The sequence below is a fragment of the Nocardia sp. NPDC058518 genome (assembly GCF_042719655.1).
Lineage (GTDB): Bacteria > Actinomycetota > Actinomycetes > Mycobacteriales > Mycobacteriaceae > Nocardia.
Window position 1 is genome coordinate 355,794 of the sequence record NZ_JBHXNJ010000006.1, and the last position, 24,864, is coordinate 380,657.

The 24,864-nt window shown below is 66.5% G+C and carries 23 protein-coding genes and 1 rRNA gene; 10 read left to right on the forward strand and 14 right to left on the reverse strand.

Translation table 11 applies throughout. The features are described 5' to 3' along the window. Window positions 1-123: 123 nt before the first annotated feature. Complete coding sequence (locus tag ACFWPX_RS14450) at window positions 124-711, reverse strand: TetR family transcriptional regulator (RefSeq protein WP_378927794.1); 588 nt, start codon at window positions 709-711, stop codon at window positions 124-126. Window positions 712-755: 44 nt separating this feature from the next. Between ACFWPX_RS14450 and ACFWPX_RS14455 the strand changes: the two genes are divergently transcribed. Both ACFWPX_RS14455 and ACFWPX_RS14460 read left to right on the forward strand, forming a co-directional pair. Then, window positions 756-1,664: an SDR family NAD(P)-dependent oxidoreductase gene (locus ACFWPX_RS14455; protein WP_378927795.1), complete on the forward strand. Its 909-nt coding sequence runs from the start codon at window positions 756-758 to the stop codon at window positions 1,662-1,664. Window positions 1,665-1,727: 63 nt separating this feature from the next. Continuing rightward, a complete protein-coding gene (locus ACFWPX_RS14460) occupies window positions 1,728-3,380 on the forward strand; it encodes a CocE/NonD family hydrolase (RefSeq protein WP_378927796.1) in 1,653 nt (550 codons plus the stop codon). Window positions 3,381-3,456: 76 nt separating this feature from the next. Here ACFWPX_RS14460 and ACFWPX_RS14465 read toward each other — a convergent pair whose 3' ends face one another. From ACFWPX_RS14465 to ACFWPX_RS14475, 3 genes are all read right to left on the reverse strand, one after another. Continuing rightward, window positions 3,457-5,193 carry an alpha/beta fold hydrolase gene (locus ACFWPX_RS14465; RefSeq protein ID WP_378927797.1) on the reverse strand — a complete coding sequence of 579 codons (1,737 nt, stop codon included), beginning with the start codon at window positions 5,191-5,193 and terminating at the stop codon, window positions 3,457-3,459. Between the two features lie 70 nt (window positions 5,194-5,263). After that, window positions 5,264-5,818 carry a TetR/AcrR family transcriptional regulator gene (locus ACFWPX_RS14470; RefSeq protein WP_378927798.1) on the reverse strand — a complete coding sequence of 185 codons (555 nt, stop codon included), beginning with the start codon at window positions 5,816-5,818 and terminating at the stop codon, window positions 5,264-5,266. 64 nt (window positions 5,819-5,882) lie between these two features. Then, the gene (locus ACFWPX_RS14475) at window positions 5,883-6,833 is read right to left on the reverse strand and encodes an NAD(P)H-dependent flavin oxidoreductase (protein ID WP_378927799.1); all 951 of its coding nucleotides are present in this window, start codon (window positions 6,831-6,833) and stop codon (window positions 5,883-5,885) included. Between the two features lie 108 nt (window positions 6,834-6,941). Here ACFWPX_RS14475 and ACFWPX_RS14480 point away from each other — a divergent pair, with 108 nt between their 5' ends. Continuing rightward, window positions 6,942-7,244 (forward strand): hypothetical protein, encoded by a 303-nt coding sequence (locus tag ACFWPX_RS14480; RefSeq protein ID WP_378927800.1) that lies wholly within the window; start codon window positions 6,942-6,944, stop codon window positions 7,242-7,244. Here the strand turns inward: ACFWPX_RS14480 and ACFWPX_RS14485 are convergent. Then, entirely contained in the window at window positions 7,180-7,758 is a 579-nt protein-coding gene (locus tag ACFWPX_RS14485) for a TetR/AcrR family transcriptional regulator (RefSeq protein ID WP_378927801.1), read from the reverse strand. The two genes, ACFWPX_RS14480 and ACFWPX_RS14485, sit on opposite strands and share 65 nt — an antisense overlap. A gap of 99 nt (window positions 7,759-7,857) precedes the next feature. Here ACFWPX_RS14485 and ACFWPX_RS14490 point away from each other — a divergent pair, with 99 nt between their 5' ends. Continuing rightward, window positions 7,858-8,526 (forward strand): methyltransferase domain-containing protein, encoded by a 669-nt coding sequence (locus ACFWPX_RS14490; RefSeq protein ID WP_378927802.1) that lies wholly within the window; start codon window positions 7,858-7,860, stop codon window positions 8,524-8,526. 73 nt (window positions 8,527-8,599) lie between these two features. Beyond that, on the forward strand, window positions 8,600-9,241 hold the full coding sequence (locus ACFWPX_RS14495; protein ID WP_378927803.1) for an HD domain-containing protein: 642 nt from the start codon (window positions 8,600-8,602) through the stop codon (window positions 9,239-9,241). A 164-nt stretch (window positions 9,242-9,405) separates the two neighbouring features. On the opposite strand, the gene ACFWPX_RS14500 is transcribed toward ACFWPX_RS14495, so the two are convergent. The 6 genes from ACFWPX_RS14500 to ACFWPX_RS14525 form a co-directional block, all read right to left on the reverse strand. Continuing rightward, complete coding sequence (locus ACFWPX_RS14500) at window positions 9,406-10,137, reverse strand: copper homeostasis protein CutC (RefSeq protein WP_378927804.1); 732 nt, start codon at window positions 10,135-10,137, stop codon at window positions 9,406-9,408. Window position 10,138: 1 nt separating this feature from the next. Beyond that, window positions 10,139-10,918 (reverse strand): glucosamine-6-phosphate deaminase, encoded by a 780-nt coding sequence (gene nagB, locus ACFWPX_RS14505; RefSeq protein WP_378927805.1) that lies wholly within the window; start codon window positions 10,916-10,918, stop codon window positions 10,139-10,141. Continuing rightward, window positions 10,918-12,084: an N-acetylglucosamine-6-phosphate deacetylase gene (locus ACFWPX_RS14510; protein WP_378927806.1), complete on the reverse strand. Its 1,167-nt coding sequence runs from the start codon at window positions 12,082-12,084 to the stop codon at window positions 10,918-10,920. The genes nagB and ACFWPX_RS14510 overlap by 1 nt, the downstream gene beginning before the upstream one ends. Before the next feature lie 100 nt (window positions 12,085-12,184). Next, window positions 12,185-13,849, reverse strand: a complete 1,665-nt coding sequence (ptsP, locus tag ACFWPX_RS14515; protein ID WP_378927807.1) for a phosphoenolpyruvate--protein phosphotransferase — start codon at window positions 13,847-13,849, stop codon at window positions 12,185-12,187. Beyond that, window positions 13,849-14,112, reverse strand: a complete 264-nt coding sequence (locus ACFWPX_RS14520; RefSeq protein WP_378919356.1) for an HPr family phosphocarrier protein — start codon at window positions 14,110-14,112, stop codon at window positions 13,849-13,851. The genes ptsP and ACFWPX_RS14520 overlap by 1 nt, the downstream gene beginning before the upstream one ends. A 4-nt stretch (window positions 14,113-14,116) precedes the next feature. Then, window positions 14,117-15,463, reverse strand: a complete 1,347-nt coding sequence (locus ACFWPX_RS14525) for a PTS transporter subunit EIIC (RefSeq protein ID WP_378927808.1) — start codon at window positions 15,461-15,463, stop codon at window positions 14,117-14,119. 228 nt (window positions 15,464-15,691) lie between these two features. Between ACFWPX_RS14525 and ACFWPX_RS14530 the strand changes: the two genes are divergently transcribed. The 3 genes from ACFWPX_RS14530 to ACFWPX_RS14540 all read left to right on the forward strand — a co-directional run bounded on the left by ACFWPX_RS14530 (window position 15,692) and on the right by ACFWPX_RS14540 (window position 17,520). Then, window positions 15,692-15,922 (forward strand): glucose PTS transporter subunit EIIB, encoded by a 231-nt coding sequence (locus ACFWPX_RS14530; RefSeq protein ID WP_056821036.1) that lies wholly within the window; start codon window positions 15,692-15,694, stop codon window positions 15,920-15,922. Next, a complete protein-coding gene (locus ACFWPX_RS14535) occupies window positions 15,919-16,374 on the forward strand; it encodes a PTS glucose transporter subunit IIA (protein WP_378927809.1) in 456 nt (151 codons plus the stop codon). Before ACFWPX_RS14530 ends, ACFWPX_RS14535 begins: the two co-directional genes overlap by 4 nt. 93 nt (window positions 16,375-16,467) lie before the next feature. Continuing rightward, window positions 16,468-17,520 carry a class I SAM-dependent methyltransferase gene (locus ACFWPX_RS14540; RefSeq protein ID WP_378927810.1) on the forward strand — a complete coding sequence of 351 codons (1,053 nt, stop codon included), beginning with the start codon at window positions 16,468-16,470 and terminating at the stop codon, window positions 17,518-17,520. Here ACFWPX_RS14540 and ACFWPX_RS14545 read toward each other — a convergent pair. Both ACFWPX_RS14545 and ACFWPX_RS14550 read right to left on the reverse strand, forming a co-directional pair. Continuing rightward, on the reverse strand, window positions 17,502-20,792 hold the full coding sequence (locus ACFWPX_RS14545; protein WP_378927812.1) for a DEAD/DEAH box helicase: 3,291 nt from the start codon (window positions 20,790-20,792) through the stop codon (window positions 17,502-17,504). The genes ACFWPX_RS14540 and ACFWPX_RS14545 overlap by 19 nt on opposite strands. 122 nt (window positions 20,793-20,914) lie before the next feature. Beyond that, entirely contained in the window at window positions 20,915-21,169 is a 255-nt protein-coding gene (locus tag ACFWPX_RS14550) for a hypothetical protein (protein ID WP_378919361.1), read from the reverse strand. A gap of 127 nt (window positions 21,170-21,296) precedes the next feature. Between ACFWPX_RS14550 and ACFWPX_RS14555 the strand changes: the two genes are divergently transcribed. Then, entirely contained in the window at window positions 21,297-21,941 is a 645-nt protein-coding gene (locus tag ACFWPX_RS14555) for a hypothetical protein (protein WP_378927813.1), read from the forward strand. Here ACFWPX_RS14555 and ACFWPX_RS14560 read toward each other — a convergent pair. Continuing rightward, window positions 21,868-22,413, reverse strand: coding sequence for a vancomycin high temperature exclusion protein (locus ACFWPX_RS14560; protein WP_378927815.1), 546 nt, complete (start codon window positions 22,411-22,413; stop codon window positions 21,868-21,870). The two genes, ACFWPX_RS14555 and ACFWPX_RS14560, sit on opposite strands and share 74 nt — an antisense overlap. 557 nt (window positions 22,414-22,970) lie before the next feature. Here ACFWPX_RS14560 and ACFWPX_RS14565 point away from each other — a divergent pair. Continuing rightward, window positions 22,971-24,487, forward strand: a 16S ribosomal RNA gene (locus tag ACFWPX_RS14565). Window positions 24,488-24,864 lie beyond the last annotated feature (377 nt).

Genomic DNA, 24,864 nt, shown 5'->3' on the forward strand with positions numbered 1-24,864 from the left:
CCCGCGGGGCGGGGCGCGGCGTTTGGCGCCCGGTGGGCCAACTAATTATCTGTTTGTCGCCCCGGCCCGGGCGGTCATCCCGGCGGGGCCGGACTTGTGTCTACGTGGCGGCTGGTCGGAGCCTCACGTGGGTCGCGGCATTGCTTCGGCCAACGCTGTGCGGGCGTCGGCCAGGTGGTGGGCGAGGTCGCCGCCTTCGTGAAGCCAGACGCGGTAGGCGGAGAAGAAGCACGCCATGCCGATTTTCGCCCACAGGGCCGGGCGCACGTCGCTGTCGACGGCGACGCCGAGCCGGCGGGCCAGGTGGTGTTCGATGAGCTGTTCCACCGCAGCCTGTTTGGCCAGGTCGCGGGCCTGTAGCGCCGGTGTGCTGGTGATCAGGGCGTCGCGGGTGCGTGCCTGGGTGAGTTGTTCGCCGCCGAATCTGCTGATCAGGGGAGTGATCACGACGGCGAGGGTGGTTTCGGGGTGTTCGCCCTCGGGGCGCTCGGCGAGGAGGCGGGCCAGGTCGGCGCGCAGGTCGTCGTCTTCGGGGAAGACCAGCTCTTCTTTGCTGGTGAAGTAGCGGTGCAGGGTGCGGGTGCCGACTTCCGCGGCCGCCGCGATCTCGGCGACCGTGACGCCGTCGAAGCCTCGTTCGGCGAACAGGCCGAACGCTGTGTCCACGATGGACTGCCTGGTCCGTTCCCGTTTGAGATCCCGCAGCGACATCGAAACAGTGTCGCATGATGTCCAGATATGGCAGACTGTGCCATATGGCATCAAGTGACAGAACAGTGGTTGTTACCGGCGGTACGAGCGGACTCGGCTACGAATGCGCCAGAAACCTCGCGCGCGACCCGCGCAACACAGTGGTGATCACCGGTCGCGACGCGATTCGAACCAGGGAACTGGCCGCGACGATCGGCGCGCACGGCATGGCACTCGACCTGGCCTCGCGACCGTCGATCGGTGCGTTCGCCGCCGATCTCGCCGCCGCCGACCTACCACCGCTGTTCGGCCTGGTGTGCAACGCGGGCGTGCAGTTCACCCGCCGCACCCTCACCGCGGACGGCATCGAGGCGACATTCGCCACCAACCACCTCGGTCATCTGCGCCTGGTCCTCGACCTGCTCGACCACTTCACCGCACCGGCGCGAATCATCCTGGTCTCCTCGGGAACTCATGATCCCGACCAGTTCACCGGGATGCCGCACCCACTGCACGCCACCGCGCGCGAACTGGCCTACCCGCCGCCGCCGACCGAATCCGCACAGCGCGACGCCCGTCGCCGCTACGCCACCTCGAAGCTGGCGAACCTGCAGACCGCCTACCATCTCGCCCGCGAGCTGGCCCCACGCGACATCACCGTGAACGCGTTCGACCCCGGCCTGATGCCTGGAACCGGACTGGCCAGGGACGCAAGCGCTTTCCAGCGGCTGAGCTGGAAGACGATCGCCCGCGCCCTTGTCGTGCTCCCCGGTGTTCGCACGGCGCGCGGATCCGGCGCGGATCTCGCATGGCTGGCCGCAGCGACCGACCGTGCGGGGATCACCGGTCAGTATCTGGTTCGCCGCACGCCGGTCCGATCCTCTGCGGCGTCCTACGACGAACCGGTGCAGCAGGCTCTCTATCGAGACAGCCTGGAGTTGCTCGCCGAATGGGATGCTCGAGCTGATCGATGATCGGCGACACGCCCCGGATAATCGGGGCTGGACGCCGGCGCGGGGACCGGCAATAGTCCGGGGGTGCGATTGGGTGTTGTGGCGGCGCGAGCGGTGGCCGGTGTGGCGTTGGTGCTCGGGATGGTGGCGCCGGCGACGGCTGAGCCGGTGAATGTGGCGTACACGTGGACGCAGGAGTACCTGACCGCGCCCGACGGGACTCGGCTGCACGCGGATGTCCTTCGGCCGCCGGGTATCGCGGCCGATGCGCGGACTCCGGTGCTGCTCACGGCCAGTCCGTACCGGGCGCATCTGGCGTACCTGTCCCAGCCTCGGCCCGGTGGTGGACCCTCGACCGACAACTTGCCGGTCGAGTGGGCGCTGCGGGCCGGGTACACGTATGTGATCGTCGACCTGCGTGGGTTCGGTGGGTCCAACGGGTGCCCGGATTTCGGTGGCCCGGGGGAGCGGTCGGATGTGGCGGCGGCGGTCGAGTGGGCGGCGAGCAGGCCGTGGTCTACGGGGCGGGTCGGGGTGGTCGGAACCTCCTATGAGGGGTGGACCGGGATGATGGCGTTGGCCGCGAAGCCGAAGGGGCTGGCGGCGGTGGCGGCGTTCGAGCCGGTTGTCGATCCGTACTCGTACCTCTACATGCAGGGCACGGCGTGGAAATTCGGTGGAAAACCGTTGACCGAGGACGGGATTCGCCCCGCCGACACCGCGGGCGCGGAACACCTGGCCATCGCGTCGACCCCCGGCCACCCCGACGACGGCGACGAGTACAAAGCCAACGCGGTCCAGATGACCCAGGACTGCGCCGCCCGCTACCTCGCCCTCACCACCGACCACAACGGCGCAAACCCGGACTGGCGTGAGCGCGACATGGTCGAGGCCGTCCGTGGCAACACCACCCCGATGTTCCTCGGTCAGAGCTTCCTCGACTCCAACACCCGAGCCGACCGCATCATCGAGGCATGGGAAGCCAGAGGCCCCGGCGAACATCGCGCCTGGTTCGGCCAATGGGGCCACTCGGACTGCCGCGAAAAGTGCGGCACACCCCACTTCGCCTCGGAGCTCTTCGCGTTCCTGGACAAACATGTGGCGGGCGCCGATGTCGAGGTGCCGGGTCCGCCGGTGACCGTCGGCCAGTTCGACGGTGGTTGGCGCGGTGAAAACGTGTGGCCGCCTACCGATTCCCGGCGCGCATCAGTCGCCTTGCGCACCGGCACCTACCACGATCGTGGCCTGTTGCCCGGTGCGGACCGGGAAATCTGGTCGATCTCGGCACCGGTTACCGAGTCGGTGCACCTAGCGGGCCGGAGCACCGCCGCGCTGACCCTGTCGGGCCCGCCCGAAGCGACTGTCGCACTGGAGCTTTACGACATCGCCCCCGACGGGCGCGCGTCGGTCATCACCCGTGGTATCGCCCCGGTGCGCCCCGAATCCGAGATCCGGCTGCTCTGGCAGGACGCCCGCCTGGCCACCGGCCACCGACTCGGGGTCCGGATCACCAACGCGGTCGACGACGTGTGGTCGCACACGCCGACGAACGCAGCCGTCACCGTCACCTCGGCCCGCCTCGACCTGCCCCTCCTCACCACCCCGCGGGCACTCGACCTGCCCGGCGGCGTCCCCATCTGGCATGCGCGGTGGCGAACCGAGGAGACCATCGTGCTCCAGCCGGAGATGTTGAACGACCCCGCGATTCGCATCGAACTCACGGCCCCGACCGGGTGAGTGCGGCAGGTCGATCCGCCCGTCGGCGAGGCCGAGTCGCAGCGGGATGCGATCGATCGAGCGCCGGTCAGTCGAGCTAGCGACTGCTCGTCTGGATGTCCTCTGCGTATTGCGTTGCAGCGGAGGCCCCTTCGCCCCGTATGACCCGCGCGACCTGATCGGGATGGGTGAGCTGCGGGTAGTGCCCGGTGTCGGCGATCGTGGTGACAGGTCGATCGGTCGGCTCGATCAGCGGATCGTCCGAACCGACGATGATGTCGACCGGAACCGTGACCCGGGCCAGCTTGGCGGCGATTTCGTCTCGCGAGGCACCGGCGGCGCGCAAGGCCGCGAAGGTGCGTTGGGCAACGCCGGGCCGCCGCAGATTCGCCACGGCGGAGGCGATGGTCGGCCCTTCTGGAATGCCGAGCCGCGCAGCCAATGTCGCCGCGGGCATCCGCTTGACGACCTCGGCGGCGAGGTGCGAACCCGTGAGCCGGGAGGCGGGCTGCTGCAGGAACGCGGGTGCGATGAGCACGAGCCGCGACACCCGATCGGGATGGCGCAGCGCGAATTCGACGGCGGCCCAGGTACCGAACGAATGGCCCACGATCACCGGCCGAGTCCGTACCGGCGCCATCAGGTCCGCCATCCAGTCACCGGTGGACTGTGTGGAGGCCGCCGAGCGCCCGAGCCCGGGGAGGTCGGCAGCCAGTGTCGGCGCGTCCAATTCCCGCACCACCTCGGCCCACGAATCGCTGTCGACCGGAATGCCGTGCAGCAGCACATATTCAGGATCGACCTGCTCGCCGACCAGCCAGGTACCGCCGCGGAATCCGGATTTCGGTGTGGGCGCGACGGTGCCGTTGCGACTGGCCACGATCCCGTCGGCATACGTGCGCAGCAGTTCGCTGACCGGCGGATGGCCGATGCCGAGCCGCCGCGCCACGATATCGCTGTCGCTGGTGTCGTAACGGTCGCTGCTGATGAAGGACAGTGCTTCGGGATCGGCATTGGTCACCGCCCGGGGAAGTCGACGGACCAGCGCCGTCGGCAGCGTGAAGCGCGGCGCGGCGACATGCAGATGATCGGCGACGAGCCGAATCAGTTCGGGCAGTGCGGGAGTCGCGGCATCCAGCAGCGGATAGGACTTGCCGACCGTATCGGGTTGGGTGGGCAGCCCGGCGATGAACCTGGCGACGTAGTCGAGATCGACGACCGGAACAAAGGTATCAGCGGAGCCCGGCAGTGCGGGCAATCGACCCTGCCAGAGGTTGTCGATGATGTCGGAGAGCCCGAAATACTGGCCGGGTCCGAGCACCCCCGCTGGATTCGCCATGGTCAGCGGGATGTCACGGTCGGCGGCGATGCGCCGTAGCAGGAGATCGGCCTCGACTTTCGACGCCTCGTACGCGCCGTCGCCATAGTCCTGCGTGCCCCCGTCCCCGGCGGCGCGATAGCCGGTGATGTGCACGATGCGCCGCAGATCCGGCTGCCGTGCGGCCCATTCCAGCACATGCACCGCGCCGTCGAGATTGACTCGACGCGCCACGTCCGCAGCCAGCCCGAACTTCATCAACGCGGCCGCGTTGTACACATCGCGCACCCCGTCGACGGTGTCGCCCAGCGCGAGATCCGGCTCGCCGATATCGGTGGTGGTGATGGTCAACCCGGCCGTGTCGACACTCTGCTCGTCGAGCCAGATCCGCAGCCGATCCTGGCTGCCCGCACGCAGCGCGGCGGTGACGGTATGTCCGGTCCGCAGCAGTTCGGCGACCAGCGAGCGGCCGATGAATCCGGCGGCGCCGAAAACGATGGAGTCGGTGTGTGCCATGGTGTCCTACTTTCAGTAGACCGATTTACATATTTTGAGCTGATGAATCGGAGCTGGGGTGTGGAGGGTTTCAGACCAGAACGTCGATGGTGTCGGCGAGGTGCTGAAGTGGTTGGCGTGAGCGGTGGGTGCGAGCCAGTACCAGCCCGCCTTCGATCAGGGCGAGCGCGACCGTGGTGATCCGTTCGGGCTCGGGATGGCCGAATCCGATCAGCCGTTCCCGGATCGCCTCTTCCCACAGTCGATACGTCGCCGAACATGCCTGCTGCACAGCGTCATTGGTAGCGGCGGTGTCCAGGGCGACCGCCGCCACCGGACATCCGATGGTCCAGTCCGACGCTTCCAGCTGATCGCCGAGCAGGTTCACCATCTTTCGCGCGAAATCTCGCGCGTCCGTCGCCTCGATCGTGCGGATGATCGCCGCGATATCGGTACCGCTCTCGGCGAGTGCCGCGGCCACCAATTCGTCCTTGCCGCCGGGGAAGTGGAAGTACAGCGATCCGCGCGGCGCTCCACTCTCCTGCACGATCTGATTGAGCCCGGCGCCGAAATACCCATGCGACTCGATCAGCGACCGCGTCGCCCTGATCAACTTGCACCGCGTTTCGGTTCCCTTTTTGCCCACAAACTAAAAGTAGACCGACCTACATATTTTTGCAACCGTCGACCTCGCGAGGTCGCGGGTTCGATTACGTGTGACGTGCTGCCAGAAGCTCGGCCGCGTCCCCGCACAGGCGGTTGATCACGGTGGCGGCAGGCTCGATATGGGTCACCAAACCGACGCCCTGGCCTGCATCCACGGGCGCGAGCCTGGGATCGTCGACCGCGATCGCCGCGCGAAGACGTTCGGGGTCGGGTAGGTCGTCGGCCTCGGCGCGCGACCACGGGTCAGTGAACTCGTTGCGCAGAACTCGCGCCGGATAGATCGGTGGCCATGGCAGATCGAGTGCCTCGTCGAAAGCAGTGGTGACGGTGGTGCTGCTGGAGTTTGCGGCGAGCATCGCCAGGCGGGCGGATTCGGGCAGCAGTGATTCCTCGGCGGCGGCCAGACAGGTCCCGAGCCATGCTCCCGCCGCTCCCGCCGCGAGGACGGCCGCGAGCGTGCGCCCGGAGCCGATACCACCGGCGGCCAGGACCGGAACGGTGGCGATGTCGAGGACGGCGTCGAGCAGCGGCAGCAAGGCCAGCCGGTCGGCCCCGTGCCCGCCGCCTTCGCTGCCGCGGGCTACGAGAACGTCGATACCCGCATCCTGAGCGCGGTGGGCACCGGGCGCGTCGTACACCTGGGTGACGGCGAGGATGCCCGCCGCCTGCACCTGCGGCACCCAGGAGAAATCGGTGCCGAAACTGACCGAGATGATCCGTGGACCTGCGGCGATCGCGGCGTCGAGGAGCCCGGTTTCGCGGGCGCGGACCCAGTCGACGAGCCCGATCCCGTCCGGCGCACCGGCGACAGCCAGTTCGCGGCGCAAGGCCGCCACCGACCCCGCGCTACCCATCCCGATCATCCCGAGCCCGCCCGCCGCGCTCACCGCCGCGGCGAGCTGTCCACCGGCCGCGCCGCCCATGGGCGCGTTCACCACCGGCACTCGCAGTCCCAGCGATCGTGACCACTGGGTCGACAGTGTCTGCTCCGGCATCGGTACACCTTTCGCCATGGCTTGGACACTCACCATCATGGCAGCCGACAGGGGGCACGCGAGGCGCGTATCTTCGACGGCATTGCCGAACGACGGGATGGGGACGCGATGACGATCAGAGATCGCCTCGAACAGATGGTGGCCGAACCGCAGATGGTGTTCGGCGAGCCGATCGACACGGCAGACGGAACGACCATCATCACCGTCTCTCGCGGCGGCGGTCTCCTGCGGCATCCGTGCCCGATCGGGCTGTTCGTCATCCATTCCGGACGTGCGCACTGGACGCCCGCGATGGACGCCAATCGCATCGCTCAACTCGGCGAATGGATCGGCCTGCTCACCGCGGTCATCGCGGCACTGGCGATTCTTCGCCGCCCACCGTGGCCGGACCTGAGCCGCCGGACCCACTGAGCCCGTACAGCGCGAGCGTCTCGAACCGCTGCCACGCTTGCGTGGGCGGTGTCGGCGCGGTCGGCTCGATCACCGTGCCGAGCACGCCGAGCAACCCATACGAGAGGAACTCGATCGTGCCCGCGGGCTGCTCGTCGAGGAGTTCACCGACCAGTTCGGCGACACACCGCTGGTAGGCGCGCACGACGGTGGCGGTCGCTTTCGGCCCGATCAGCGGGCGATACACCTCGGGATACTGCGCGGCGAGATGGAACATCACGCGCAGCGGCGCGAGCGGGGAACCCGGAGTGGTCGTGCGGATGATCTCGCGACGCAGGAATTCGGTGCAGCTCACCGCGAGCAGGTCGTCCTTGTCGCGGTAGTGCGCGTAGAAGGTGGACCGCCCGACGTCGGCGCGGGCGATGATGTCGCTCACGGTCACCTTGTCGTAGCCGCGCTCGATCATCAGCTCGATCAACGCCTTGTGCAGTGTGTCCCTGGTCCGTCGAACCCGGCGGTCAGGGTGCTCGGCCATCGCTTCCTCCTGCACGGTTTCCCCGGATCTGTTCGATAACGGACACCTCGGGCGATTCTGCTCCTGGTGACGGTCGCGGCGGCGCCCGACCATGAACTCATGTCCCGAAATCAGCTTCTCACCCCCATGTTCGTCGACGACGCCGACACCGGCCTTGTCATCGCAGGCCTGCGTCGCTACAACCTGTTCACCTCGGTGTTCTTCCTCGGCAGGCATCGTCGTCTGCTCGCCGAATTCGTCACGCTCTCCGGTGCGCGCCTCGGTGCTCGCGCACTCGATATCGGTTGCGGTCCCGGCAAACTCGTCCGAGCGCTCGGCGACGCGGTCGGACCGAACGGTGCTGCCGTCGGCGTCGACCCGTCGGCCACGGCGGTCGCCGACAACAGCGACCAGGATCGCGCCACGCACCATCGCTACGTGGTCGGCCCGGCGCAGTCGCTGCCCTCGGCCGAGGCCGAATTCGACATTGTCACCTGCACTTTCGTCATGCACCACATCCCCGAGTCGCAGCGTGCCGCCGCGATCGCCGAGATGTGGCGGGTATTGCGGCCGGGCGGACGGCTCCTGCTCGCCGACGCGTCACCCTCACCCCGGATGCGGAAAGTGCTCGCACTGTTCCTCGGCCGCGGTGGCGATCCGTTCGCCGATGCCGATATCCGCCACTACACGGGGCAGGTCGAGGCGGTCGGCTTCACCGATCTCACCTATACCCAGAGCCGTGACCAGACGGGCATCCTGACCGCGCTGAAACCGGTCGCCCATCACTGATCTCGGCAACCTGTCGGTGCCCTCGGCTAGGGTCGATCTCGACACGATCACCAATCGAGCACGGGGGTGCGGCATGGAGTTCGATCAGCGCGAAATCGAAGCGCGGGAGTTCGCCATCGCGGCGCACGGCGACCAGCGCTACGGCGAACATCCCTACATCACCCACCTGACAGCCGTTCGGGGTGTCCTCGACGACTTCGGCTACGGCGGCGAACTCGGCCTCGCGGCCTGGCTCCACGACGTCGTCGAAGACACCCCGGTCACCGCAGAGGAAGTCGAATCCCGGTTCGGCCGTGAGGTTCTCGATCTGGTGTGGGCGGTCACCGGGATCGGCCCCGACCGCAAGGCCCGAAACCAGAACGCCTACACCAAGATCGCCGCCCACCCCGAGGCCGTGATCCTCAAACTCGCCGACCGCACCGCCAATGCCGAGGCCAGCCCGCTCGCCAGCAGCTGGATGGGCATGTACCGCACCGAACACCCCACCTTCAAGGCCCACCTCGGCGGACTACTCGCCGACGACCCCACCGTGGCCCGCATGTGGGAACGCCTCGACCGCCGCCTCGACCCATCAGTAGCGCCGCCCACCGATCAGTGGTCAGACATCGACCAGCTGGTCGAGGCCGGCGAACACGAAAAGGCCGTCGCGGCAGTACGAGCAGCCTTCGACTGCGATCCTGGCGAAGCAGAACTGATCCTCGCCGAGCGTGCCTGAAACGACTATCTGACGGCGGTGTGCGGCCGTCTCAGTCGTCCCGGCGGCTGTCGACTGTGAAGGCGGCCTGCGGGTGTGTCCGGGGTGAATCCGGACGCCTACTGGCCCAACGCGTCTGAATCCCGTGCTGAGTGGTCGAGCAGCCTGAATCAGGCCGCGGGACGTCAGGAGCTGGTCGGCCGGTCTACAGCGAGCAGCTGACGGGCAGCGGCGCCTGCGAGCTCCTCGTCCAGTTGTTCGTGGCCGGACTTGCCACCCCCTCCGGGGCCACCGTCGTCGGCGATGACGCGTCGGGCCGACAGATGGATCCCGCTGATGCCAACCCGATGCAGTGCCGGGATGTCGCCGACGGTGATCCCGCCGCCCGCCATGATCTGGATGCGCCCTGCCGCATGATCGACCATCGCGGCGAGTCCATCGAGACCCTCGGCGCAGGTGGCTGCCCCACCGGAGGTGAGCACCCTGGTCATACCACCGGCGATCAAGGTTTCCAGAGCGGCCGCGCGGTCGCGGATCTGATCTATCCCACGATGAAAGGTCAGCTCTATGTCATCGATACCGTCGAGAACACGGCGTACTCCCTCGACGTCGACCTGTTGCTCAGGAGTGAGCGCGCCGACCACCAGACCGGAAGCACCAGCCGAAACTGCCGCTCGTGCATCAGCATTCATCACCGCGAGCTCATCGGCATCGGTATACACGAAACCCCCGGCCCGGCACCGGATCAGCACGTGGACGGGAATCCCGGTTTCCACCACGGCCTCGATGGTCCCGATACTCGGCGTCAGCCCGCCCGTACTGCCCAGCGCCGCACACAATTCCACCCGATCCGCCCCGACGCGGCGAGCACCGAGCGCACCCGCCACGTCCTGCACCGCGAACTCGAGCGCGGTCACGTCAGAACGACTGCCAGGCGGGCTTGTTCGCCAGCGCGTACTTGTAGTAATCGGCCAACTTCAGCTTGCTCGCCGCGGCTTCGTCGATCACCACCGTGACATGGCGATGCCACTGCATGACCGAGGCCGGACAGAACGCCGACAACGGCCCTTCAGCGGCGGCGGCGATCGCATCGGCCTTGCCCGCGCCGAGGGCGATCATCACCAGATGTCCGGCTTCGTTGATGGTGCCGAGGCCCTGGGTGAGCACGTGATGCGGCACATTCTCCGGCCCGTCGAAAAAGCGCGCGTTGTCCTTGCGCGTCTGCTCGGTGAGCGTCTTCACCCGTGTGCGCGAGGTGAGCGCCGACCCGGGCTCGTTGAACCCGATGTGCCCGTCGGTGCCGATCCCCAGCAGTTGCACGTCGACCCCACCCGCCGCGGCGATGGCCGCGTCATACCGTCGACCTTCACCCGCGACATCACCTGCCTCCCCGTTCGGGCTCAGCACCCGCGCGGGATCCAGGTTCACATGGTCGACGAACTCCGACCGGATCACCGAGAAGTACGACTGCGGATGCTCTTTCGGCAAACCCACGTACTCGTCGAGCAGGAAGGCGCTCGCGGTGGCGAAATCCAGCTCACCCGCGCGATAACGCCGCGCCAGTTCCTGATAACTCCCCAGCGGCGACGACCCGGTGGCCAGGCCGAGAATCGCATTGCCGCCCGTCACATAGCGACCGACGATATCGGCGACCGTGCGCGCTACCTCGTTTTCGTCAGCCCGGATCACGATTTCCATCAGATTCCTTCCGTTCCGGCGACGAGCACCCGCCGCGGCCGCAATGACTGGTCGGTGACAAGAATGTCGGCACGCCCGCCGACGGTGAGACTGCCGCGTTCGCTCTCGAGGCCGAGTACGCGAGCAGGGGTACGTGTCGCGGAGATGACCGCATCGGACAGCGGAATGCCCGCATCGAGGACGGTCCAGCGCAGCACATCGACGAGCCGTGCCGTGCCGCCCGCGATCGCCCCAGGTGAACCGTTGTCTGTGGCGAGCCGGGCGACACCGTCGTGGACCTGAACATCGAGCGCACCGAGCCGGTAGTCGCCGTCGCTCATGCCCGCCGCCGCCATCGCGTCGGACACCAGCGCGATCTGGTCCGGCCCGACGGTATCGAACACCATCGCCACCGTCGCGGGCGCCAAATGCACACCGTCAGCGATCAATTCGACCACCATCTCGCCACGCCCGGCCGCGGCGAGGCACGCGGCGACGGGTCCGGGGGAGCGGTGATGCAGTGCGGGCATCCCGTTGAACAGGTGGGTAGCGGTAATCGGCCCACCACGAGCCTCGGCGATGCGCGCCGCGGTGGTCGCGGCATCGGCATCGGTGTGCCCGAGGCTCGGCAGCACATCGAGTCGGCGCATCGCGGCCAGCAGCTCATCGAAATGCGCGGTCTCGGGGGCCAATGTCATCGACCGCACGGTGCCGCGCGCCGCCGCGTAGATCCGCTCGAACAACGCGGGGTCGCCGGGAATGATCGCCGCGGGATCCTGTGCTCCACAACGGCTCGCATTGATGAAGGGTCCCTCCAGATGCACCCCGAGCAACGCCCCGTCCTCGACAAGATCGGCCAGCATCGCCGCCTGCGCGACCAGCACGTCCGGTTGATCCGACACCAAGCTCCCCATCAACCCGGTAGTGCCGTGCTCTCGATGATGCGCCGCCGCGACCCGAGCACCCCGCGCATCCGCATTGGGGAACCCGAACCCGGCGCCACCGTGGCAGTGCAGGTCGATCAGACCGGGAAGTACCAGATCATCGCTCGGTGCCGGAAGTCTCTCGGGCGCAGGATGATTCGCGGACGCACCGACCCAGGTGATCAGACCGTCGTCGAATTCGACGACACCGTCGGCGATTTCACCTACCGCCGCCCCGACGAGTCGACCGCGCACGAATCCCATCACCACGAAACCTTCCTCCTACCGGCAACGATCGAGGACCGCCGCCGGACACCACACCGCGATCCGACCCTTGGCCGGACCGGTTCCACAACAACCTTTTTCACGCCCGCCCGATGATCGCCGCGACCGCCTCGCGCCCCACCTGCGGATTCCGTGCCGCGCACGCCGCATCCGCGGCATCCTGGCACCGCTGCATATCCACCGCGGCCAATGCCGCCCGGACCGCGGGCAACGCGGGCACCGACATCGACAAGCTCGTCACTCCCAGCCCCACCAGCACCGGCGCCAATGTCGGATCCGACGCCGCCTCACCACACACCCCGACTGATTTTCCAGCCGCCGCACCGGCCGCACCGACCATCGCGATCAAATCCAGCACCGCGGGCTGCCACGGATCGAGCAGATGCGCGAGCCCACCCGCCATCCGATCCACCGCACACGTGTACTGGCTCAGATCGTTGGTGCCGATGCTGACGAAGTCGAGATGCGCGAGCAGATCGGCGGCGCGCAACGCGGCCGCCGGGATCTCGATCATCGCGCCGACCTTCGTCAATCCGGATTCCCGTGCGAGCGCGGCGAATCCGGCGGCCTCGTCCGCGGTGGCGACCATCGGCGCCATCACCCACAGATCGGCCCCGGTCGCCTGGCCCGCCCGGGCAAGCGCCGTGAGTTGCGTGGCGAGAGTCTCCGGAAAAACCGTGCCGACCCGCAACCCACGCACACCGAGTGCCGGATTCTCCTCGGTACCGAGATCGAGGAACGGCAGCGGCTTGTCCGACCCGGCATCGAGGGTCCGCACCACGACTCGTCGTCCGGCGAACTGTTCGAGAACTGCTGTGTACGAAGCGGTCTGCTCGTCCAGGGATGGCGCGGACGCCTTCCCGAGATACATGAACTCGGTGCGGAACAGTCCCACGCCCTCACTGTCGACCGGCCCGGCCTTCACCGCGTCATCGACGGTGCCGATATTCACCAGCAGATTCACCGGCGTCCCGTCGGCCGTATGCCCAGGCCCACTGGCCGCCGCGATTCGCGCCTTGTCCGCCGCTGCCTGCTCGACAGCGGCCCGCTGATGCTCGGGGCTCGGATCGATCACGACCTCACCGGTCGTGCCGTCGAGCAACACCGGCGCGTCATCGACGAGCCGATCGGTATCGGGACAGTTCACCACCGCGGGCAAGGCGAGGGACTTCGCGAGAATCGCGGTGTGGCTGGTCGGCCCGCCCTCGGTGGTGAGCAACCCGACCACATCGCTGTCACCCAGCATCGCCGTATCGGCAGGCGCGAGATCCCGCGCGACCAGCACGAACGGATACCCCGGCTCCGGAATACCCGGCATCGGCAGCCCGAGCAGCACCGCGACGGTCCGCCCGCCGATATCGCGCAGATCGGTCGCCCGCTCGGCCATGTACCCGCCGAGCGCTTCCAGCTTCGCGCAGAACCCCTCGAACGCCAGGTGCACCGCGTGCGCCGTCGGCATCCCGGCAGCCAGTTCCTTCTCGGTGGCGGCGACGATGCCCGGATCACGGGCCATCGTCGCCGACATCGAAAGGATCTCCGCCGCAACACCGCTCACGCGTGCGGCCCTGGCAGCCATCTCCTCGGACACGCCACCGAGCGCATCCTTGACCCGCGCCAGCTCCTCGGCGACCGAGCCGCCGACCGGATCCTGTGCCGAGGTCTCGAGCTGCGATCCGAACCGCAACCAGGGCGCGCACACCACGCCCGGACTCACGCCGAGGCCACGGACCACCTGTTCCGGCATCAGGCGGCGTCCAGATCCGAGGCGATGAGTTCGGCCAGCTGGTCCAGCACCGCGTCGGCACCCTCGGCATGCAGGGTCACCTCGGCACCGTGGCCCGCGCCCAGTGTCATCACCGCGAGCACGCTGGCCGCGTCGACCGGTTCGCCACCTCCCACCGAAATCCGCACCGGCACCCCCGCGGCCTGCACGGCCCTGGTGAGTCTCGCGGCGGGCCGCGCGTGCAGCCCCACCTCGGATCCGACGATGACGGTGCGGGTTGTCATGGCCTCACTCACCTTCCAGCTTCTTGTCCAGCTTCGTTTCGACTTCGGCAACCGATGGTGCATCGGTTCGAGTATCTTCCGTGGCGGTTACCGCAGCCTCCGCTTCGACCACGGCCGCGTCGGGCGCGCCGACCTCGACATCGGTTTCGGTCTCGCGACCCGGGGTCCGCAGGTTCCACTTCTTGATCACGAAGCTGAAGAGCACGTAGTAGATCACTGCGTACCCGAGCCCGATCGGGATCAGCATCCACGCGTCGGTCGCCTTGCCGAAGTTCAGCAGATAGTCGATCGCACCCGCGGAGAACGTGAATCCATCATGGATGCCGAGCGCGTTCACCAGCGCCATCGACGTACCCGTCAAGAGCGCGTGCACCACATACAGCGGCCACGCCACGAACATGAACGAGAACTCCAGCGGCTCGGTGATGCCGGTGACGAACGCGGTCAGACCGGTGGACAGCATGATGCCGCCGACCAGCTTCTTCTGCGACGGACGCGCGTTGCGCCAGATGGCAAGCGCGGCAGCGGGCAGCGCGAACATCATGATCGGGAAGAAGCCCGTCATGAAGGTGCCCGCGTTCGGGTCGCCGGCGAAGAAGCGGTTGAGGTCGCCGCGCACGAGCTGGCCGGAGGCATCGGTGTAATCGCCGACGAGGAACCAGACCGTGGAGTTCAGGATGTGGTGCAGACCGGTCGGGATGAGCAGGCGGTTGGCCGCGCCGTAGATACCGCCACCGACGACCGAATTGTCCGCGACGGTCTCACCCACCCAGGTGAGCGCGGAGTTGAACGCCGGGTACAGGAACGCCATGCCGACGCCGACGACCAGGCCGGTGACCGCGGTCAGGATCGGCACCAGCCGCCTGCCGTTGAAGAAGCCGAGGAAATCGGGCAGCTTCGTGCGATAGAACCGCTGCCACAGAATGGCCGAAAGCAAACCCATCACGATGCCGCCGAGGACGCCGTAGTTGATCAGCGCCTGCGCGCCCTTCGGGTCGGTCTTTCCTTCGAGCACGATCGGTGACATCGCCTTGAACACACCGTCGATCACCATGTAACCGACCACCGCCGCCAGCGCGGTCGACCCGTCGGCCTTCTTGGCCCAGCCGATCGCGATGCCGACGGCGAAGATCAGCGGCAGCCAGGTGAATACGGCCTGCCCGGCCGCCGAGATGACCGACGCGGTGCTCTCCAGCGCGGAGAAACGGCCGAGGAGATCGTCCTGGCCGATGCGCAGCAGGATGCCCGCCGCGGGGAGCACCGCGATCGGCAGCATGAGGCTGCGACCGAGGCGCTGCAAGCCCGCGAACACCTTCGATTCTTGTTTGGGGGTGTCGGTAACGGCAGTCATGTCGACCTTCTTCGTGCCGGCTTTCCGGCGGTCTCGGCGAGGGAGGACCGGCTTGCCCGCCGATCCGGGTTAACTGTTGTGAACCGGTATCCCTGACGGGTACTGTCCGGTCATAACCAGTTGCCAGTTTGACCAGGTGGAGGTCGGATGTCAACCGCTGAATATGATGTGGCGCACATTCGAGACTCCCATACTGGTACCGGCAACCACCGCCGAAAGGGAGAACATATGTCCAAAGCGGAAGCGATCGTCGCCGGCCTCGGCGGCGCGGACAACATCGTCGAGATCGAGGCCTGCATCACCCGGTTGCGCACCGAGGTGAAGGACGGCAGCAAGGTCGACGAGGCCGCGCTCAAGGCCGCGGGCGCACATGGTGTCCTCAAGTCGGGGTCGGTCGTTCAGGTCGTCGTCGGCCCCGAAGCCGACACCTTGGCCGACGACATCGAGGACATCCTTTGAGCATCCCGGTCATCGCCCCCCTCCCCGGCAAGGTCATGGCCCTGTCCGAGGTCCCCGATCAGGTCTTCGCCGAACAAATCGTCGGCTCCGGCGTAGCGCTCGACCCCGACCGCACCCGCGGCACGCTGATGGTGACAGCCCCCATCGCCGGCAAGATCCTCAAACTCCACCCCCACGCCTTCGTCATCCTCGGCCACGGCGTCGGCGTCCTGGTCCACCTGGGCATCGACACGGTGAAACTGAAGGGCGAAGGCTTCGAACTCCTCGCCACCGAAGGTGACACGGTGGAAGCGGGCGCCCCCATCGTCACCTTCGACCCGACGGAAATCGCCGCCACCGGCTACTCGGTCATCTGCCCCGTCGTGGTGATGGACTCCGCCAAGGACTCGGTCCACACCGACACCATCGGTGCCACCGTGGACTCCGGCGGCCTCCTTTTCGACTCGCCGTAGCTACCTGCTGGTGAACCTTTCGGTGCGCCGACCCGTAGTCCGTAGCAGCGGGTCGGCGTCGATTCGTGTCGCATGAGCGCTGGAGGTTGACCGGTGGTGGAGCAGACCAGTGAGCAGTTCGCGGAGCGGTTGTTCGGCGCCGCGCTCGGGGCGATCGACATTCTCGCGGTGCATCTCGGAGATCGACTCGGCTGGTATCGGGCGTTGGCCGAGGGCGGGCCGGCCGATGCGGGTGAGTTGATCGCGCGGGCGGGTGGGGATCGCCGGTATGCGCAGGAGTGGCTCGAGCAGCAGGCGGCGACCGAGATTCTGACGGTGACCGCGGACGGGCGGTTCGCGCTGCCGGTCGGCGCCGCGGAAGTCCTCACCGACCCGAAGAGTCTCGATTACCTTGCACCACTGGCTCGTATGCTGGCCGGCGCCGCTGCCCAGATGCCCGCGCTGGTGCGCGCTTATCGCGACGGCGGTGGAGTCGGCTGGTCCGAATACGGCGCCGACATGCGCGAATCACAGTCGGACATGAACCGCCCCTGGTTCGAACAACGTCTCGCCACCGATCTCGCCGGTGTCGCCGATGTTCACGCTCTGCTCTCGCGCCCCGATGCCAAGGCAGCCGACATCGGTTCAGGCGGCGGCTGGTCCGCGATCGCGCTGGCCCGCGCCTACCCGCAGCTGACCGTCGACGGCTACGACATCGACCAGCCGTCGGTGCGGATGGCCACCGAGAACGCCGCCGACCTCGGCAACCGCGTCCGCTTCCACCAGGCCGACGCCGCCACCGAGCTGCCCGAATCCGCCTATGACGCGCTGTTCGCCTTCGAATGCCTGCACGACATGCCACACCCCGTCGAGGTGCTGACCTCGATGCGCAAAGCCCTGCGACCGGGCGGCGCGGTGATCATCATGGATGAGGCCGTCGCCCCGGAATTCACCGCGCCCGCAAGTGATATCGACCGTCTGATGTACGGGTTCAGCCTGCTGGTCTGCCTGCCCGATGGCATGGCGCACCCCGACTCCGCCGGCACCGGCACAGTCATGCGCGCCGCGAAGCTGGGGGAGTACGCCGACAAGGCCGGTTTCACCGCCGTGGACATCCTCCCGATCGAGGACTTCGGATTCTGGCGCTTCTACCGGCTCACGGTCTGATCGGCCAGCTGCTCGGTCTCCACCGTCCAGCGCCTGGCGAGGTCGTCGAAATACCGCTGGCTGCTCCACAATCGGTAGTTGCCGATCACGTAGACCCGCCGCCGCGCCCGTGACACCGCCGCGTTGAGCACATTCGGATTCGTCGCCGCCCACCGTCGCGACCCGCCCGCGGCGGGCGATGTCCCCAGGATCAGCACCACAACCTCGGCCGAATTGCCGTGCATGGCATGGACAGTGCCCACCTGCCGCTCCGCGAACTCCGCGCCGAGCACCTCACGCGCGACCTCCTGCGCGCCATCGGCGACATCACGGAACGGGCTGACCACACGGATATCGGCCGCGGCCACCCCGTCCTCGGTCACCCGCGCGAGCAACGAGGCGAGCGCTTCGCCCTCACCGGGAATCCAATTGCCTTCGGCCCGTGCGGACCTGACGTCGATCCACCGATCGTGCCCGGGGAACTCCGGCCGATCCGGCGTGCCGAACACCAACAGGTCATCGTCGTAGGCAATGTGATGGGTGAGCTCGAAAATCGGTCTGTCACTGCGCCGATGGACCCGCAAGGGCGTGCCGACCCACACCGGCGCGACCGAATCCGATGGCATCAGCCATGTCCCGTACCGCACCCCGCGATCAGCCGCCTGACGTGCCGACGCGTGATCCGGCATCCACTCCGCATCGAGCCCGTACTGCTGCACCAGCGCTTCCTGTGCCGAAGTAGGCAGCGCGCCGACAGGTCCCAGCTGACGATGATCGCCGACGATCACCGCCCGCCGAGCCCGCCACAACCCACCGGCCACCGACTGCGGCGCAGCCTGCCCGGCGTCGTCGACGAACAGCCATCCGAGCGCCTCGGACCCCAGCCCGGCGAACAGCCGGGGTAGCGCGGTGAAGGTCGTCGTAATCATCGGCACCGCCAGGAACAGCGTCTGCCACGCCGCCGCGACGGTCTCCGGCCTAGGCGCGACCGCGAGCTCACCGCGGATCAGCGCGATAACGACGATCAGATTGTCGCGAACCCGCGGCGCCGCGTTGAGCAAGAACGCGCGATGCAACTTCAACGCCGACAGGAACAGCTCACGCCGCGCGCTCGCGTACTGATCGTCCGCCCATGGATTACACAGCTGGAACTGCTCGTCGTCACCCGCTACGTCACCGAACGGGATTGTGCGCGACCAGTTCTCGCGTCCGCGCTCGATAACATCCAGGGCCGCCGCCCGCCGCTCCGTCAACTCGACGTGCTCGCGAATCAGCGTGCGTCCGTGCTCGGCCGCCTCGGCCCACTGTTCCCGCGTGTATTCGACCTCGGTCTGGCGCCGTCGCACATCCGCCTCGGCGATATGTCGTTCCCGCAGCAACTCATTGCTGCGGGCACTCCACCGCCGTCCCGCCCGGAATCCTGTCGACAGCGACGCCACGAACCCGGGCTTGCGCCCACCGTGCTCGGTCAGGAACTTGCCTGCCCGGTGGTGCGCGGCCTGAGCTGCGCGCAGATGTTCGGTCGCCAGCTGATGACGTTCCCGCCAATGCGCGTGTGCGTCATCGGCATTGGTGATTTCGACGGCGGTCGACTGCAACCCCGCGTTCATGGTGGGCAGGTCGGCAACCGCATCGGCGACGTCCTGCCGCTCTTGCGCCAGCCTGCGCACCTCGGCGCGACGAGTGGTGAAGTCCCGCACCGCGGTCGGCCAGTCCGGAATCGAATCCGGGTCGGCCTCGGCCTGTTTGAGGATGTCGAGCATCCCGCCGTTCGGTGTCCCGGTCTTCCGCTCGGCGGCGAACCGATCCCCGAACCAGAACTGTTCGGCGAACGTCCGTCGCGTTTCGCCCAGTGCCGCGGCCACCAACCCCCACGCGGGTGCACCGCCGACGAGTTCCGCCAGGTCGGTGAAGTGATTGAGCTCGCCGTCGATCGCGCCACGATGCTGGATCTCGGCGACCACGTCGGCCGCGGTGGCATCGCTGTCCGTCGCCGCGACCACTTCGAACCCGGTCACGCTGTTCGCCACTCGGTGCGCGCCCACCGTGTAGTTCTTCGCCACCTGAACCTGTTCGGTGACGCCGGCGAACACCGCCATCGGATCATCGAAGGCCGCCAGCTGCGCGGCCCGCTCGACCAGAATCCCGGCCAGCAGGTCTCGCAACATCGTCGTCGTTCCGGTGCCCGGCGCACCGTGCACCGCGAAAATCCCGGCGCTGTCACGCAATTCGGACAGCGCGCGATCTACGGCGAACTGCTGTCCCGACACCAGCGGATCGCCCGGCCAGCGACCGTCCGGAATGAGTTGGGGGAGTAGCCCTTCGACTACCGCGTCCTGTCGTCGACGAACATCGATCCGGTCATCGACCGGCAGCGCTTCGGCCGCCATGAGGTAATCCCGCAGCGCCGCGCCGATATCGCCGCGTTCCACGGCCCTCGCGAGCTCTGCCAGATCCGGCCCCAGCCCGCTGTTGAGCCGATCCTCTGCGGCATCGCTGTCCGCATCACGCGCCGCGACCTGGACGCACGCCACCCGCACGCCACCGGCCCGCAGTTCCGATCGAATGCCCAACGCGGCACACAGTTCGCCGGTGAAGATGTGCAGGTCGCGACCGGTCAACCGAGGCGCATCGACCATGTCCTCATCGCCCGCGACGGCGAACCGTTCAGCGAAGGCCAACGCTGACATTCCGGCGAGCCCCGGCGAGATGACCCCGTCCGCACCCGCCGCGATCAACGAGGCCGCCACACCGCGTCCCGCCATGTCCAGCGCACGCCACCGCGGCGCCGGACCCATGTGTTCGGTGCCCGGCTGCGTCTCTTGTGTGAGCGTGTCGAGCGCGGCGGTGAACGCCGCCGAATCATGGTCGAACCCGTCGGCCCAGCCGATATCGTCGGGCCCCGGCGCTCGCAACCGATTCACCGCCCACGCCAACCCCGACAACGTCGCCGAACCGCCGACAACCACCCCGCTGTCGGTCAGCGTCATCGCGAAAGCCGCTGTGGTCCCGGCGCGTCGAGCGTCGGCCTCGAGCTGATCCTCACCGAATGTCCGCACCAGCGCTTCCCGCGCGCGTCCCACCTCGAACAACCCGCCGTACACGACGAACTGCCACACCCGCCCTGCCTTCAACGCGGGCAGCGCGGCGAGGTTCTCCCACGGCGCGAGGTCGTCCGCCGCGAGATCGACCACCGGTCCGTCGGTCTCGACGTCCGGCACAAGCTGTGGACCGAACAACTCCACGGTCTGCCAGAAACGCACGAGCCGCGCGGCGTGCTCGGAACCGCCCACGATGCACCCCAATCCGGTCGGCCATCATTGCAGACAACCCCGATCACGGTACGCGATCCGGATTCCTCTGGCACGTCACCCCGATGGTCCCGCCTGGCGTGGCGAGACCATCGGCGCTGGTCCTACAGCCGCGGCAAGCACCCCGCCGCCCGCAACCGCCCCGCCAGCGAACTCGAAACCAGCGCGCCCGACCCGCTCCCGCCGCCGAGAGCCACCAGTACATCCCCACCCAACCCGGCTCCGAACGAGCACCCGAGCACATTGATGTCGATGAAGATGTTCTCCTTCGGCTCCGGCTCCGCCACAGCAGAACCCGCTCCGACCACAGCTCCGGCGACCACTGCCACTGTGATCGCAGCTGCCTTGATGATGCCCACTTGTCCTCCTCGATCAGCGCAGTACGTACCGACGACCAGGGTTGACCGCCCTGACCGCCCGGAAACCTCGACCTCTTGCCGGGAAAACCCTTTGACCCGTCGACCTCGCGCCGCGCACGCTGGGATCATGGACGACTTGGCCCACGCCGCAGACCAGTTCGTGCTCGGTGAGCTCGACGGTGCGGACCTGTCCATGATCGCGGCCGAGGCGCTCGCGCGTGGGATCGACACTCCCGCGCTGGTCGAGCTCGCCTGCCTGCACCGAACAGATTGCAGCACCGCCCCCGACCTGTTCCGCACTGCGATGGCGGAGCTGGGGTTGGTGCACGACTGGAGGGCTAGGGAAGTCGACGTACGGGTCGGACGGGCACGAGATCACGCGACATCTCTGCTGGCCGACGAAGGTGCGTTGGCCTATCACTTGGACAGGATCACGGTGCAGCTCCGGGAACTGGTCGGATACCCCGATTCGCATGCACCGGATTTGGAGGACCTGGCTCGGGAATTCGAGTCGCTGTCCGAGTACCTGGAGTTCGTCGACCCCGTATCGATCCGCGAGCAGATTCGACGAGTGTGCCGAAACCTGCTGGCCGGCCCGCCTTACGCGCCGGTGACCCCGCACGTATGGGCACCTTCCGAGCAACAGCCGCCCGCGAGATGGCGCCAGTTCATCGACTCTCTGCGGTCCCGGCGCGCAGTCAGCGCAGCAGCATCTCCGCCACGGCCTTCGGTGCTGCAAGCCATTCACGAACGTTGTTGCGTACCTCGGTGACCCGCCTGCACTCGCAATAGGCGACCACCCCGTCGGTCTCGATACCCGCTGCCCGGCACAGCGCCACCGCGCGGGGGAGGTGCTGATACTGGCTCACGATGATCGCCCGGTCGATGCCGAACACCGACCTCGCCCGTTCGCAGGTCTCCCGGGTAGAAAGCCCAGCACCATCCGACCGAATAATGGCCGGGTCGATGCCGTGGTCGAGTAGATAGCGTGTCATCGACGCGATCTCATCGCCCGAGGAGCCGCCGGCATCCCCGGACAGCAGAATCCGCGCGGCCTTGCCCGCTTCGACCAACTCGATCGCCACATCGAGACGTCCCCGTAGATAGGCCATCGGAGTTCCGTCCGGCGCGACCCTGGCGCCCGGGATGATCACGACGGGTGCGCTGGGCGCGGCCGCCACATCACTTCTATGGCCGGACGACAAAATCCACATTGCTATGTTCGCCCCGGCCGTCACCAACATGAGGCCACCCGCCACGACAAGTCCGGCCCGCGCGATGCGACGCAACCCCCGACGCTTCCCGCTATGTTCGCCCGCCATAGGCCCTTTCATACATGAACACTGCGAAAATATCCCCTGACTAGGGGATTTGACATTGCAAATGTCGACACGTAACTTTATTCCAGTCAGAGCGACACGGACACCAACTCAGCCGCCCAGCGGCCGGGACACGAGGTAGGACGATGAGCGCCTGACTGATCATGTGTTCGGAGGAACTCGGATCGGATTTGCTTCCGGCCGGTTGTCTGAGCTAAGTTTGAACCCTTGCCTCACCGAAACCCCTCCGAGAAGCTGTGGGTAGAAGTGTGTGCGTGTGTTCTTTGAGAACTCAATAGTGTGTCGATGAATGTCAGTGCCAATAATTATTATTGGTTCCAATCCTTCATGTACCCCCCGGTCATGGGAGATTGGACATTGAACAACAGCGAATCTTTTTGCTGGTGTTTGCTTTGCTAGGTTTTCGGACTCTAGTTAGATAATTTTGATTCGCTCTCTTCGGAGGGTTGTTTCGAGAGTCTTCAACGGAGAGTTTGATTCTGGCTCAGGACGAACGCTAGCGGCGTGCTTAACACATGCAAGTCGAGCGGTAAGGCCCTTCGGGGTACACGAGCGGCGAACGGGTGAGTAACACGTGGGTGATCTGCCTTGCACTTCGGGATAAGCCTGGGAAACTGGGTCTAATACCGGATATGACCACTGAATGCATGTTCGGTGGTGGAAAGATTTATCGGTGCGAGATGGGCCCGCGGCCTATCAGCTTGTTGGTGAGGTAACGGCTCACCAAGGCGACGACGGGTAGCCGACCTGAGAGGGTGACCGGCCACACTGGGACTGAGACACGGCCCAGACTCCTACGGGAGGCAGCAGTGGGGAATATTGCACAATGGGCGAAAGCCTGATGCAGCGACGCCGCGTGCGGGATGACGGCCTTCGGGTTGTAAACCGCTTTTGACAGGGACGAAGCGCAAGTGACTGTACCTGTAGAATAAGGACCGGCCAACTACGTGCCAGCAGCCGCGGTAATACGTAGGGTCCGAGCGTTGTCCGGAATTACTGGGCGTAAAGAGCTTGTAGGCGGTTCGTCGCGTCGTTTGTGAAAACTTGGGGCTCAACCTTAAGCTTGCAGGCGATACGGGCGAACTAGAGTACTTCAGGGGAGACTGGAATTCCTGGTGTAGCGGTGAAATGCGCAGATATCAGGAGGAACACCGGTGGCGAAGGCGGGTCTCTGGGAAGTAACTGACGCTGAGAAGCGAAAGCATGGGTAGCAAACAGGATTAGATACCCTGGTAGTCCATGCCGTAAACGGTGGGTACTAGGTGTGGGGCTCCTTCCACGGACTCCGTGCCGTAGCTAACGCATTAAGTACCCCGCCTGGGGAGTACGGCCGCAAGGCTAAAACTCAAAGAAATTGACGGGGGCCCGCACAAGCGGCGGAGCATGTGGATTAATTCGATGCAACGCGAAGAACCTTACCTGGGTTTGACATACACCGGAAACCTGCAGAGATGTAGGCCCCCTTGTGGTCGGTGTACAGGTGGTGCATGGCTGTCGTCAGCTCGTGTCGTGAGATGTTGGGTTAAGTCCCGCAACGAGCGCAACCCTTATCTTATGTTGCCAGCGCGTAATGGCGGGGACTCGTGAGAGACTGCCGGGGTCAACTCGGAGGAAGGTGGGGACGACGTCAAGTCATCATGCCCCTTATGTCCAGGGCTTCACACATGCTACAATGGCCGGTACAGAGGGCTGCGATACCGTGAGGTGGAGCGAATCCCTTAAAGCCGGTCTCAGTTCGGATCGGGGTCTGCAACTCGACCCCGTGAAGTTGGAGTCGCTAGTAATCGCAGATCAGCAACGCTGCGGTGAATACGTTCCCGGGCCTTGTACACACCGCCCGTCACGTCATGAAAGTCGGTAACACCCGAAGCCGGTGGCCTAACCCTTGTGGAGGGAGCCGTCGAAGGTGGGATCGGCGATTGGGACGAAGTCGTAACAAGGTAGCCGTACCGGAAGGTGCGGCTGGATCACCTCCTTTCTAAGGAGCATCTGCATTCCTCGGTTCGAGTAGTCGAACTTCGAGGGTGCCAGAGCCGTTTCGGACTCACATGTAGTCCGGCGGTGCTCATGGGTGGAACACTGACAACTTTCATCGCATACGGTCGAAGCAATGTCTTCGTCCGCGATGGGTATACGACACACTATTGGGTCCTGAAAGAACACGCGAGTGTCTTTCAAGGCAAAACAAACGATCCGAAGGGTTGTCCTCGATACCGCCGACCGGTTTAGGTCGAGTTGGTCTGGGAAATCAAACTCTTTCGGGTGTGTTGTTTGAGAACTGCACAGTGGACGCGAGCATCTTTGTTAGTAAGTGTTTAAGAGCGTACGGTGGATGCCTTGGCACCAGGAGCCGAT